The organism is Mesorhizobium sp. AA23, from assembly GCF_001672435.1.
Taxonomy (GTDB): domain Bacteria; phylum Pseudomonadota; class Alphaproteobacteria; order Rhizobiales; family Rhizobiaceae; genus Mesorhizobium.
Genome location: NZ_LYTP01000029.1, coordinates 119,161 through 131,152, shown reverse-complemented (window position 1 = coordinate 131,152; position 11,992 = coordinate 119,161). Strand labels below are relative to the sequence as shown.

General features: G+C 62.9%; 13 protein-coding genes. 7 read left to right on the top strand and 6 right to left on the bottom strand.

The genetic code is table 11. The features are described from left to right. Positions 1-28: 28 nt before the first annotated feature. Entirely contained in the window at positions 29-994 is a 966-nt protein-coding gene (gene speB, locus A9K66_RS23210) for an agmatinase (RefSeq protein WP_067328444.1), read from the top strand. A gap of 122 nt (positions 995-1,116) precedes the next feature. On the opposite strand, the gene A9K66_RS23205 is transcribed toward speB, so the two are convergent. The 3 genes from A9K66_RS23205 to A9K66_RS23195 form a co-directional block, all read right to left on the bottom strand. Further along, entirely contained in the window at positions 1,117-1,884 is a 768-nt protein-coding gene (locus A9K66_RS23205) for an alpha/beta hydrolase (RefSeq protein ID WP_067328218.1), read from the bottom strand. Between the two features lie 15 nt (positions 1,885-1,899). Continuing rightward, positions 1,900-2,412 (bottom strand): DUF192 domain-containing protein, encoded by a 513-nt coding sequence (locus A9K66_RS23200; protein ID WP_067328216.1) that lies wholly within the window; start codon positions 2,410-2,412, stop codon positions 1,900-1,902. Positions 2,413-2,606: 194 nt separating this feature from the next. Further along, a complete protein-coding gene (locus tag A9K66_RS23195) occupies positions 2,607-3,200 on the bottom strand; it encodes a cold-shock protein (protein ID WP_066998870.1) in 594 nt (197 codons plus the stop codon). A 259-nt stretch (positions 3,201-3,459) separates the two neighbouring features. Between A9K66_RS23195 and gloA the strand changes: the two genes are divergently transcribed. Both gloA and A9K66_RS23185 read left to right on the top strand, forming a co-directional pair. After that, the gene (gene gloA / locus A9K66_RS23190; protein ID WP_066998873.1) at positions 3,460-3,900 is read left to right on the top strand and encodes a lactoylglutathione lyase; all 441 of its coding nucleotides are present in this window, start codon (positions 3,460-3,462) and stop codon (positions 3,898-3,900) included. Positions 3,901-4,025: 125 nt separating this feature from the next. Beyond that, entirely contained in the window at positions 4,026-4,313 is a 288-nt protein-coding gene (locus tag A9K66_RS23185; protein ID WP_067328442.1) for a DUF2218 domain-containing protein, read from the top strand. Positions 4,314-4,325: 12 nt separating this feature from the next. Here A9K66_RS23185 and A9K66_RS23180 read toward each other — a convergent pair whose 3' ends face one another. Both A9K66_RS23180 and ilvA read right to left on the bottom strand, forming a co-directional pair. Continuing rightward, on the bottom strand, positions 4,326-4,898 hold the full coding sequence (locus tag A9K66_RS23180; protein ID WP_067328214.1) for a DUF1697 domain-containing protein: 573 nt from the start codon (positions 4,896-4,898) through the stop codon (positions 4,326-4,328). Then, positions 4,895-6,151 carry a threonine ammonia-lyase IlvA gene (gene ilvA / locus A9K66_RS23175; RefSeq protein ID WP_067328212.1) on the bottom strand — a complete coding sequence of 419 codons (1,257 nt, stop codon included), beginning with the start codon at positions 6,149-6,151 and terminating at the stop codon, positions 4,895-4,897. Before ilvA ends, A9K66_RS23180 begins: the two co-directional genes overlap by 4 nt. 214 nt (positions 6,152-6,365) lie before the next feature. On the opposite strand from ilvA, the gene A9K66_RS23170 reads away from it, so the two are divergent. Together A9K66_RS23170 and A9K66_RS23165 are read left to right on the top strand one after the other, a co-directional pair. Continuing rightward, positions 6,366-7,475: an alpha/beta hydrolase gene (locus A9K66_RS23170; protein WP_067328210.1), complete on the top strand. Its 1,110-nt coding sequence runs from the start codon at positions 6,366-6,368 to the stop codon at positions 7,473-7,475. Positions 7,476-7,581: 106 nt separating this feature from the next. Beyond that, on the top strand, positions 7,582-8,745 hold the full coding sequence (locus A9K66_RS23165) for an alpha/beta hydrolase (RefSeq protein WP_067328208.1): 1,164 nt from the start codon (positions 7,582-7,584) through the stop codon (positions 8,743-8,745). Between the two features lie 61 nt (positions 8,746-8,806). Here the strand turns inward: A9K66_RS23165 and ade are convergent, their stop codons facing one another. Continuing rightward, positions 8,807-10,618: an adenine deaminase gene (ade, locus tag A9K66_RS23160; RefSeq protein ID WP_067328205.1), complete on the bottom strand. Its 1,812-nt coding sequence runs from the start codon at positions 10,616-10,618 to the stop codon at positions 8,807-8,809. Between the two features lie 162 nt (positions 10,619-10,780). Between ade and A9K66_RS23155 the strand changes: the two genes are divergently transcribed. After that, positions 10,781-10,993, top strand: a complete 213-nt coding sequence (locus A9K66_RS23155) for a hypothetical protein (RefSeq protein WP_067328203.1) — start codon at positions 10,781-10,783, stop codon at positions 10,991-10,993. A 90-nt stretch (positions 10,994-11,083) separates the two neighbouring features. Continuing rightward, positions 11,084-11,752, top strand: a complete 669-nt coding sequence (locus A9K66_RS23150) for an outer membrane protein (protein WP_067328439.1) — start codon at positions 11,084-11,086, stop codon at positions 11,750-11,752. Positions 11,753-11,992 lie beyond the last annotated feature (240 nt).

Here is an 11,992-nt window from a genome sequence, read left to right as displayed (position 1 = left end):
CGTGAACGCCTCTGGGATGACCGAAACCATGGAAAACAACTTCTTCCAACCCGTCGACGCCGCCCAGGTGCCGCGATTTGCCGGGCTTTCCACCTTCATGCGGCTGCCGGCGGTGCCGAACGCGAAGGGGCTCGATATTGCCCTTGTCGGGATTCCTTGGGATGGCGGCACGACCAATCGGGCCGGCGCCCGCCACGGTCCACGCGAAATCAGGAACCAGTCGAGCCTGATGCGCCGCGTCCACCACGTGTCGGGAACCGAGCCGTTCAGCATTGCCAATGTCGCCGATGTGGGAGACCTCTCGGTCAATCCGATCAACTTGCTCGACGGATTGAAGCGCATCGAGGACGGCATTGCCGCCATCGTTGCTGACGGCGCTCTTCCTTTGGCCGCCGGCGGCGATCATCTGACGACCTTGCCGGTGCTGCGCGCCATCGCCCGCAAGGAACCCGTCGGCATGATTCACTTCGACGCGCATTCCGACACGAACGACCGCTACTTCGGCGACAATCCCTATACACACGGGACGCCCTTTCGCCGCGCGATCGAGGAAGGGCTGCTCGACCCGAAGCGGGTTATTCAGATCGGAATTCGAGGCTCGATCTATGAGCCGGGCGAACACGACTGGGCGACCGCTCAGGGCGTGCGCATCGTATATATGGAAGAGTTCGTCAAACGCGGCACCGCTTCCGTCATGCAGGAAGCACGCGATCTTGTCGGCGACAGCCTCACTTACGTGACCTTCGACATCGATTGCATCGATCCGTCGATGGCCCCTGGCACCGGCACGCCGGAGCTCGGCGGCTTCACCACCCGCGAGGTGCAGGAGCTGGTTCGATTGCTCGACGGATTGAATTTCGCCGGAGCCGACGTCGTCGAGGTCGCGCCTCCTTTTGATATTGGCGGCATGACGGCGCTTGCCGGCGCGACCATGATGTTCGAGCTGCTTTGCGTCATGGCGAAATCCATCGCCGAGAGGAGAACGCGCGGCTAGTCTAAAGCATTCTCCCCGAAGTGCTTCCAGTTTCGGGAAAAGGACATCGCAAAGGTCAAAAGCAGGTCGCGTTTCGCGCAACCTGCTTTAGACGCGTCGTCGCCCGCAGCGGGCGGTATGGGTCAGAGCGGATTTTCGGCGTAGAACTCCAGCACGCGCTGCTTGAAGCTCTTGTCGCCGACGGCGAGCATGTGGTCGCGGGCCTCGATGCGAAAAGCCTCTGCGTGGGGCATCAGCGCGGCAAGCTCGTCGGGCGAGCCGGCGATGTCGTCCTTGGTCCCGACGGCAATCAGGGTCGGCTGGGCGATCCGCGCGACATCGTCCTCGCTCATTGACGCGCGTGAGCCGACTATGCAGACGGCCAGCGCCCGGCGGTCGCTGCGCGTCTGGTCGGCGAAGGCGCGAAACGAGCCGCCGCGCGCATGGCTGATCGTACCAGGATCCTCGGCCAGAAGCGCATCGGCGATTGGATCCCAGTCGCCGACGCCGTCGACAAGACCGATGCCGAGGCCGCCGAACACCAGCGTCGCCACCTTGTCCGGATTGGACAACGCCATGAAGGCGGATACCCGCGCGCCCATCGAATAGCCCATGACATGGGCGTGCTCGATGCCGAGGTGATCGAGCAGCGCGGCCGCGTCCGAGGCCATCTTGGCCGGCGTGTAGTCCGCCTCCTGGTAGCTCTTCGTCGACGCACCGTGGCCGCGATTGTCGACGGCGATGGCGCGGTACCCCGCGTCGTTCAGCGTCTTGAACCAGCCCGGCGAGACCCAATTGACGTAGTGGCTGGAGGCGAAGCCGTGGATCATCAGCACCGGATCGCCCTGACCGGACGCCGGTCGGCGGTCGAGGTAAGCGAGTTCGAAGCCGTCATGGGAAAAATATTGCATCTGGCGCAGCCGCGGTCAGTTGGAGCCGGCGCCCGAGGCCTTATCGATCGCTGGGTGACGCAGGAGATCGCCGTCCTTCAGACCGTCCTTGGCGGCCGTTCCCGCCTTCAGCTCAAGCACGAAGCTTACCGGCTGTCCGGGCGAGATGATCGCCTCCGATTCCGGTTCGCCACGCTTGACGGCCTTGATCCTGCCGTCCTGACCGATAAAGACCAGGTCGAGCGGCATCGGCGTATTCTTCATCCAGAAATTCACCTCAGCGGGCCGCTCGAACACGAACAGCATGCCGTGATCGTCGGCCATGTCCTTGCGGAACATCAGCCCGGCCTCGCGTTCTTCCGAGCTGTCGGCGATCTCGATGGAGAAGGAATGCTTGCCGGAGCCGGTGATCGCGACGAGCGGCGTCGGATCGGCAGGCAGCATCATCGCCTGACCGTCCGCCGAACTCGGTTTCAAGGCGCTGAAAATGGCGGCCAGAGCGATGGCGGCGCAAAGCGCTCCTGCGGTCAGCCAGTTGCGATGAGCCATGTGATACCTCGTCCAGGCCCTGTCCTAGACCAGGATCCGAGCGAGTGGAACCGGTTTTTTTGGACAGGAACGGCCTTGCACCTGGCAGGGCATCCTGATCGTATTCTGAGAGCCCTATGCACGTCGCCCAAAACTGCGAAGCGGTTTTGGCGGACATGCATCAAGCAAAAAATTAAGGCGCGTCGGGCCGCGCTTTAATGCGAGACCGGCAAGGTGCCCATATCGGGGTGTATTTCGGCGGCCATAAGGCCTTTGTCGCCGCGTCCGAAGCGAACCAGTACGACCTGGCCGGGCCTCAGCTCGGTGATGCCGTAGCGGCGCAGCGTCTCCATATGGACGAAGATGTCCTCGGTGCCCTCGCCCCGAGTCAGGAAGCCGAAGCCTTTGGTGCGGTTGAACCACTTCACCAGCGCCCGCTCGAGCCCGCTCTCGGCAGTCACGGTGACATGCGTGCGTTGCTCCTGCTCGGCCGGATGCACCGCTGTCGAGGCGTCCATGGAAAGAACCCGGAAAGCCTGCAGGCCACGCTCGCCCTGCTTGACGAGACAGACGACGCGCGCGCCCTCCAGCGCGGTCTGAAAGCCGTCTCTTCGAAGACATGTCACATGGAGGAGAATATCACCCGAGACGCCGTCGTCCGGAAGAATGAAGCCGTAGCCCTTGGCCACGTCGAACCATTTGATAGCGCCGGCGATTTCGACAAGCCCGGCGGAGTCGCCGCCACTGTCTCGCGTCAAGGCGTCGTCAAGGCTTCCGTCCCGCCTCGTAAAAGAGGCTTTTTCCCCCATAAGAACGCCCCCTTTTCCAACTGCAACCGCTAGTGATTCTTGCCATCAGATTAACACTGCGGCTTCCGGGGTGTGCAAGACCTGACGTGCCTTTTTTCACCGTTGAGCACCGGAAAGCCTCAATTGTTGTTTACCGGTGCGGCCTGAAGCGCAAAGGCGCGGCTGAAATCGATCACTCCATCGGTTTTGTCGGACGATTGCCCTTTGGCGGAGCGGCTCCTATGGTGCGCCGCAAACGTAACGCCGCGAGGAATCCGATATGCGCTATCTTCACACAATGGTCCGCGTCGCCGACATCGATCAATCTCTCGATTTCTACTGCAATAAGCTCGGCCTCAAGGAAGTGCGTCGCTACGAGAACGAGCAGGGACGCTACACGCTGATCTTCCTCGCCGCGCCCGATGACGAGCAAAGCGGCATTGCCGAGAAGGCGCCGCTGGTCGAGCTGACCTACAATTGGGATCCGGAGGAGTACAAAGGCGGCCGCAACTTCGGCCACCTCGCCTATGAGGTCGACGACATCTACGCGACCTGCCAGAAGCTGATGGACAATGGCGTGACCATCAACCGGCCGCCGCGCGACGGCAACATGGCCTTCATCCGCTCCCCGGACGGCATCTCCATCGAGCTGCTGCAGAAAGGCCCGGCCAAGGCAAAGGCGGAGCCATGGGCCTCGATGTCGAATACGGGAAGCTGGTAGGCGCCTGCCCCTCCCGGGGATTTGACCGGCCGGTCTATGGCGTTTTGCCGGATCGCGCCTATCTAAGCGCTTGTGGCGCCAGCCAGATCAGGCTGGCGCTTTTCTTGATCCGCCGGGAGAATTTCATGCCGACCAGCCGCGCCGACGTCGCCACTGAAAACGCCAGCCGCTATCTGCAGCAGCTCTGCAAGCACTGGGCGCACAAGTTCCCGGTCGAATTCGACCCGCATCACGGCGCCATCCAGCTCTCGCTCGGCCGCACCGTGATGGATGCAGACGACAAGGCTCTCCACATCGCGGTCGCCGCTGACGACGCCGCCTCGCTCGAGCGGCTGGAAACCGTGGTCGCCGACCACATCAAGCGCTTCGCCTTCCGCGAGGAGCTGACCTTCGACTGGCAGAAGGCTGCCTGAAAGAATTGAGCGTCAGCCGGCGGCCTTGCTGGCCATTTCGAGCAGCGCAAGCACGCTGCGCCAGTTGCGCGCCGTGCCCGGCACCTTGAGCGTTCGCCCAATAAGATTGGCAAACACCGATTTGCCAAGCCCTTCCGGCGCATGCAGGTAAAGCACGTCGCCTTTGATCTCGAAGCGCTCTGGGCCGGCACACTTTTCCGCCAGCCGCTTCGCCTCTTCCGCGGTCGGCTCTCGCTCCAGCGCATAGGCATGCAGCTTGGTCGGCTCGCCGGCAACCTCCGGATAGGGATTGTCCTTCACCAGGCGCTCGAACCAGCCGGCATTGCGCACCATGATGCGGGAATTGAACTCCCATTTCTTCTCGAAGGCCGCTTCGAGTGCTTTGGTCAGCGCCGCAGCGTCGTTGTTGTTGGCACGAAACACGACGTTGCCGCTTTGCACGTAGGTCGATACATCCGTGAAGCCGAGGTCTTCGAAGAACGACCTCAGCTCCGCCATCTTGACGATGCGGTTGCCACCGACATTGATGCCGGAAAACAGGGCTACGAACACCGTTCCTTTGTCGCCCGTTTTTGGCCCGCTCATATGATGAACCCCGCGAGCGTCTCGTTGTCGGTGATGTCCTGATACTGCACGCCCTCGGCGTCGAAATTGGCCTTCAGCAGATCGAAATTGCGCCGGTCCTTGGTCTCGATGCCGATCAGCACCGAGCCGAAATTGCGCGCCGACTTCTTGAGATACTCGAAGCGCGTGATGTCGTCGTCCGGGCCGAGCATTTCGAGGAAATCGCGCAATGCGCCCGGCCGCTGCGGGAAGCGGATGATGAAGTACTTCTTTAGCCCTTCGAAACGCAGCGCTCGTTCCTTGACGTCCGGCAGGCGCTCGAAATCGAAATTGCCCCCCGAGACGATCGCGACGATGGTCTTGCCCCTCATCTCCTTGCGGGAAAAATCCTTGAGCGCGTCGATCGCCAATGCGCCGGCTGGCTCCAGCACCACGCCCTCGACATTGAGCATCTCGATCATCGTCGCGCAAAGCCGGTTTTCCGGGACAAGGCGCACCGCGTCGGCGGTGAATTCCTTGAGATGGCGCAGCGGCTCGCGGCCGATTTCAGCCACCGCCGCCCCATCGACGAAGTTGTCGACCTTGGCGAGCCTGATCCGCTTGCCGCCGGCGAGACTCTCGCTAAGGCTAGGCGCGCCCGCCGGCTCGCAGAATACGAAGCGCAATTCACGCTGCTGGTCGGCGAAATAGTGGGTGACGCCTGCAGCCAGGCCGCCTCCGCCCACAGGCAGCATGACGATGTCGGGCATGCGTCCGCCCGGCATCTGGGCTGCGATCTCATAGGCAACGGTCGCCTGCCCCTCGATGATGTCCTTGTGGTCGAAGGGCGGCACCATATGCGCGCCGGCGGCTTCGGTGAACTCGAAGGCGGCGCGATAGCAATCGTCGAAGAAGTCGCCGACCAGCCTGATCTCGACGAAATCGCCGCCGAAAAGGCGCGTCTTGTCGATCTTCTGCTGCGGCGTCGTCACGGGCATGAACACCACGCCCTTTTTGCCGAAATGGCGGCAGACGAAGGCAAAGCCCTGCGCGTGGTTGCCCGCCGAGGCGCAGACGAACAGCTCGGCATTGTTGCCGGCGGCGAGCGCCTTGCGGAAGAAGTTGAAGGCGCCCCTGATCTTGTAGGAGCGGACCGGCGTCAGGTCCTCGCGCTTCAGGAGGATGCGGGCGCCGGTCTTTTTCGACAGGTAGTCGTTCTCCTGCAGCGGCGTTTCCGGAAAGATCCCGCGGATCGCCTCCGCGGCGCCTGCGACGCGGGAAGAAAAACTGTTCATGAGGCAACCGGCTCCGAGACCATGTGGTTCGCAGCCCAAGCCTATTGCATAGTTTGGTTTTCGCGGCCACCGATGCAGCCGCTCGCCGGCCTGCTGCCGCCACTTTGGTTTTCGCGCAACAGTGCCAAGGCCGTTGGCACCCGCCGATCAAATTCCGCTGGACACGACTTACTTCCGCCGCACTTCCCCTGTCCGGGAGATTTCGCGGAGGCAGATGGCCAATTGCGGCCGGAATGGAAGTTTCGACGTGCATTTGAAGACGATTTGCATCATTGCCCTGGCCTTGCTGGTTGTAGGCTGCGCGGGACGACCGTCACAGGAAATCCTGGGCAGCGTCGTGGTGCCGACGACGGCGACCGAGATCGCCGGCAACCATTCGATCTTCATCGCCACCACCCGCAAGCGCTCAGACGACCCGAACAAGGTTTTCGACGGCGAGCGCTCGGCGACGCTCAATTACGCCCGCGTCAACGTCACCGTCCCGCCGGCTCATGAGACCGGTCAGATCGAGCGTCGCTCGCGCGGGACGTCGAACGATCCGACCAAATATTTCATGGCTTCCGAGGTCGTCGGCTACGACACGCAGCCGAAATTCTCCAGCGCGCTCAATGCCGACATCGACGCCCGCGGCGGCCGCGTCATGGTCTTCGTCCACGGCTACAACACCGGCTTCGACGATGCCGTCTACCGTCTGACCCAGATCGTCCATGATTCCGGCTATCCCGGCACGCCGGTGCTTTTTTCATGGGCTTCGGGCGCCAAGACCACCGACTATGTCTATGACAAGGAAAGTGCCGCCGCCGCCCGCGACCAGTTGGAAGTGACGCTGAGAATGCTGGCGCAGACCGGTGCGCGCCGCATCGACATCGTCGCCCATTCGATGGGGACGTGGGTGACGATGGAAACACTGCGACAGCTCGCCATCACCGGTGACCGCGACCTCGGCGGCAAGCTCGGCGATGTTCTCCTGGCCTCGCCCGACATCGACGTCGATGTCTTCAAGAGCCAGATGCGCCGCTACGGCAAGCCCGACAAGCCGTTCATCCTGCTCCTGTCGGACGATGACCGCGCTCTCCGGCTCTCCGGCCTGATTGCCGGTGCACGGCCGCGCGTCGGCGACTACAGAGACGCGGCCGACCTCGCCTCCTACGGCGTCACGGTGGTCGACCTCTCCAAGGTGAAGGGCAACGACAGCTTCAACCACACCAAATTCGCCGACAACCCGATGCTGGTGAAGATGATCGGCCAGCGGCTGCGCGAGGACGACGGCTTTGCCAGCGACCGCGACGTCACCGACCGGATCAGCCAGCTCGCCACTCAATAACCGTGTTCACGCGGTTGCCGCCCTGCACGGACTTTGAACTGGACCAGACCGCTCGCTGGCTTTATCGAAGGAGCCCGAGAGGTTTGCCGCCCTTGGGGGATCCCGGGTGATCGTGCGTTGGAAGATCGTCCCTGGCCTTGCCTTCACGCTCGCCCTGACGGGCTGCGCCGGGCAGAACGCGCATGACCTGCTCAATCGGAAGGCCGTTACCGCGCCTGCATCCGAAATTGCGGCCAAGCACGAGATCTTCGTCGCCACGACCCGGCAGCAGGCGACCAAGGACCCGCGGCAGGTTTTCGACGGCGACCGTTCGCTGACCACCAGCTACGCGCGCGTCGATGTCACGGTTCCAAAGACCCACCAGGTTGGCGCGATCGAGCGCGCCAAGGGTTCGGCCGACAGCATTCCGGCCAGGCAGTTCACCGCAACCGATGTCGTCCACTATGGGAACGCTTCGCAATTCGCCAAGGCGGTCGGCACCGATATTGCCATACGCGGCGACCGCGCCCTGGTCTTCGTGCACGGCTTCAACAACGGCTTCGACGATGGCGTTTACCGCCTGACGCAGATCGCGCACGACACGAATTATCCGGGCACACCGGTGCTGTTCTCGTGGGCGTCGAGCGGCAAGACAACCGGCTACATTTATGACAAGGACAGCTCCACCGCCGCGCGCGACGACCTGGAAGCGACACTGAGGATGCTTGCCAAGTCACGCGCCAAAAGCATTGACATCATTGCCCATTCGATGGGGACCTGGCTGACGATGGAAGCTTTGCGCCAGCTCGCCATCACCGGCGACCGCGATCTCAACGGCAAGCTCGGCTACGTCATCCTCGCCTCGCCTGACATCGACGTCGATGTCTTCAAGAAGCAGATGATCCGCTACGGCAAGCCCGACAAGCCTTTCGCCATCCTGCTCTCGGGCGACGACCGGGCGCTGAAGCTGTCCAGCTTCATTTCCGGCGAAAAGCCGCGCGTTGGCGATTACGACAACGCGGCTGATCTCGCCAACTACGGCGTGACGGTTGTCGATCTGACCCGAACCAAGGGCGGAGACCGGTTGAACCATGCCAAATTCGCCGACAATCCGATCCTGGTGCAGTTGCTCGGCAATCGGCTGCACACGCCTGCCGGTCTTGCCTCCGACGAGCCGGATCCAACGCAGCTCAACAATATCGGTCAGGGTCTCGGCAAGGCGGTCGGCTCGGTCGCCGAGGTGGTCATCACCACGCCGTTCAGGGTGCTGACGATCGCCACCGGCGGCTGAGCACCGGTTAGGGCGTGGTCGAGGTTCGGTCAGGCTGACCTCACCCGAACATCGGCACATGCTAGACGAACAGATTGACCTTCTGGAACGACGTCACATCGACAAGTCCGACATCGGAAATCCTGAGCTCCGGGATAACGACCAGCGCCAGCAGCGAATGCTGCATGTAGGCGTTGTTGAGCGAACAGCCGACCTTGCGCATCGCTTCCGTCAACTGCTCGGCTTTGGCCGCGACGATCTCGGCGCGCTCGTCCGACATCAGCCCAGCGATCGGCATTTCCACCAGCGCCAGTTCCTTGCCCTTGGAGTAAAGCACGACGCCGCCGCCGACCTCGCTCAGCCGGTTGACGGCTAAAGCCATGTCCTCCTTGTTGGTTCCGACGGCGATGATGTGGTGCGCATCATGCGCCACGCTCGAGGCCATCGCGCAGTCTTCCACATAGCCGAAGCCCGACACGAAGGCGTTGGTGACGCCGCCCGTGCCCCTGTGGCGTTCGACCAGGGCGATCTGGCAAATGTCGTTGCGGCGATCCATGGCGACCAGCCCGTCCTCGACGGGCAGGTCGGCCTCGAGCGCTCTGGTCGGCGCCTGGTTCTCGATCACGCCGATCACCCGCGCCCGCACCTCGTTGGCACCCTGTGGCGCGGCGATGTCAAAGTCAGACGCCTTGAGCCTTTTGCCGAGCTTGACCGTGTTTTTCGCCGTCCCGGGATAATCATAGGCCGGAATGTCGATCTCGAGCTTGCCGGCTTTCGCCAGCCTGACGCCGCGGCCATAGACCTCGTCTATCGTCATCTGGGCAAGATCGGAGACGATCAAAAGATCCGCCAGCCGCCCCGGCGCGATCGAACCGACCTCGCGTTCCAGCCTGAAATGCTGGGCGGTGTTGAGCGTCGCCATCTGGATCGCCGTCACCGGCTTCAGGCCCTGGCTGATGGCGTGCCGCACCACACGATCCATATGGCCTGCGTGCACCAGCGTGCCGGAATGGCTGTCGTCGGTGCACAGGATGAAGTTGCGCGGGTCGATGCCGACTTCGGTGACCGCCTTGATCTGCGCAGCGACGTCGTACCAGGCGGACCCCAGCCTCAGCATCGCCTTCATGCCCTGGCGCACGCGGGCGATCGCATCCTCGGCGCGCGTGCCCTCGTGGTCATCTTCGGCGCCGCCGGCGACATAGCCGTGGAACGGCAACCCGAGATCGCGCGAGGCATAGTGGCCACCGACGGTTTTGCCGGCCTTCACCGTCTCGGCGATCTCGCCCGACATCACCGGATCGTTGGCGGCGACTCCCGGGAAATTCATCACTTCGCCAAGGCCGATGATATTCTCCCAGGTCATCGCCTCGGCGACGTCTGCGACCGTAAGCTCCGCGCCGGCATGCTCCAGGCCGGGCGCCGAAGGCACGCAGGACGGCATTTGCACATGGACGTTGATCGGCATCGCGACCGCCTCGTCATGCATCAGCCGAACGCCCGGCAGGCCCAGAACGTTGGCGATCTCGTGCGGATCGATGAACATCGAGGTGGTGCCGTGCGGGATCACCGCGCGGCAGAATTCCGTCACCGTGACCATGCCGCTTTCGACGTGCATGTGCGCATCGCAGAGGCCGGGCACCAGATAGCGGCCGCCCGCATCGACCACCTTGGTCCCCTGCCCGATCGTGTGGCCGGCATTCGGCCCGCAATAGGCGAAACGTCCGGCCGCGACGGCGATGTCGGTGCCCGGAATGATCTCGCCCGAATGGACATTCACCCAGCGTCCGTTGCGGATCACGAGATCGGCAGCCCGGCGCCCCATCGCGACGTCGACCAGTTGCGTCGCCACTTCGGTCCAGGGCTTGGGTTTCGTCGGATTGGTGCGGCTCGCCATGAAGAAACTCCTGTTTGCCCGACTGTGCCAAGCTGGCGCGGTTTTGACCAGTTGGCAAAACTGCTTTGTTTTTAAGGCAGGACCGGTTCCCGACAGATCTCTCCTGCGGCAGGGCGAAATCTCGCCTAGACTGGATCTCCGGCTATCTGGGTTGCAGAAGAGATGGCAAAAACGATCCGGTTCGCAATTTTCATGCTGTCGGCATGTAGCGCCGGTCTGGCCTTCTTCACCTTGCATTCATTCTGGGCATGGGCCGCGCCGATCGCCATCTTCATCGCCGGTTCGTTACTAGCCGAATATGCTTTCACGCGGCTGGCCACTCCCGAGGAGAACCAGCGCGACCTGGAGGATCGCGTGCGCAACCCGCCGAAGTAAACCACTGTTGCAGGAATACAATTCCGTTTTCGGGCGAATAACGCTAGGTTGCACCGAGAAGTTTTCGAAACCGCCATTTCGGAGCGCTCGATGGGTCGCCTGACACTTGCCAGTGCCGGCTTTTTCGCCCTGCTGTCCGGGCCGGCCTTGGCCGCGGACGCGATCGCCGACCTGCCCATGACTGCGCCGGGCTTCGATTGGACAGGCTATTATGCCGGCCTGCAGGCCGACTATGGCTGGGGCTCATCTGACATCTCCGGCACGGAAGGCGAGCCGTTCGCCGCTTCTCCCGATGTCGACGGCGGCTTCGTCGGCGGCCATGTCGCCGGCCTCTGGCAGTTCAATCAGGCGGTGATCGGCGCGCGCGCTGAGCTCAACTATGCCTCGATCGACGCTTCGGCCTTGCTCGACCCTGGCAATGCCGTCGGCACCGAGGTCAAATGGCTGGGATCGATCAATGCCGAAGCCGGCTTGGCGGTCGATCGCTGGCTGATCTATGGCGTCGGGGGCGTCGCCTTCGCCGGTATCGAGACCTCGCAAGACGTCGGCGGCAGCGGCTTCGCCAAGACACGCACCGGCACCGGCTGGACGATCGGCGCCGGGGTCGACTATGCGCTGAGCAGCAACATCGTCGTCGGCGCCCAATACCGTTACTACGATTTCGGCAAGGAGCATTTCGACGTCCCGGACGACTTCTCCGATCGTGATCAGGACCTGAAGCTCCATACCCTGGGCGTAAGCTTCAGCTACAAATTCTGATTTGCGGAGCAGCACGGAACGAAGGTGGCCGGCGACCGCGGGATCAAAACAGAGTCGACCCACCGGGTTATTTGATGTCCGCCCTATAAGCAGCTCTCGAAGCGGCCGGCGCCGACTTCATTCCCGAGTACGGCGGCGGTGCCGGGGTGAGAACTGCGGAAGCCATGAAGCGGATAGCTGCTCCCCTTGGCAAGCCAGCTTGCGTGCGCCTCCTTTGCCTTTGACGGCCAATCCCTCTAA